Here is a 748-nt window from a genome sequence, read left to right on the forward strand (position 1 = left end):
TTCTCCTGGGAAGGAAAACTCAGCAAAAAAATGAAACATGCCAAAAAGCGACTGGCACGTTCAAAGTTTGGGAAGGCATCAAAACGTTCAGGAAAAGCCTTAAAGTTTGCGTCAAAATTACTACGTTCGATTTTAGCCAATCCTTTAGCTGTCAAGTCCTTTTTTTTAATGTTTCTTATCTTTGCTGTCATAGGGGTATTTATGGCAGTGTTTGGAGGCAGTGGTCCCGTCCAACAAAATGAATTTGACCTTAATAAGTCCTGGCTTCAGATCAGTAAACGTGATAGAGAGAAGTCAAATGATAAGGTTGACTATTGGACGAACATTGATGATATGCTCTTTTTCATGAATTTTCGCTACGGTAGTGATTGGAAACCAGAGAGTTCCTGGAAAGATGGGACAGGTGGAGAATGGGCTGGGACATTAGGTTTTAATCACTATTCTGATGCCTTGAATGACCTTTGGAATCATTTGAATGATGATCCTCATAATTTGAAGAAGATGGCTGATTTATATGGTTCTTCTTCGAAATTAGAATGGGCCAAATTGAGTGACAGTGAACTAGAAGAGTATAAAGAATTAGAGGAGTTGACTAAAGAAGTTGGTCGCTATCCTTCTTATCAAGAACTAGCTAATCCCTTTTACCAGGAGGACGATCCTTCTTACCAAGCTCCTCTAGTTATCCTGAAGCGGTTTGGTTATACCTCTAAGAGTGAAATTTATGAAAAAACACAACTAAAAGCTTCAA

At 38.6% G+C, this 748-nt stretch carries 1 pseudogene; it reads left to right on the plus strand.

Going from position 1 to position 748, the window contains the following annotated elements:
• A pseudogene (locus tag CBI42_RS10995) lies at positions 1–748 on the plus strand (phage tail tip lysozyme); the annotation flags it as partial.

Source organism: Streptococcus sp. KR (genome assembly GCF_002238115.1).
Classification (GTDB): domain Bacteria; phylum Bacillota; class Bacilli; order Lactobacillales; family Streptococcaceae; genus Streptococcus.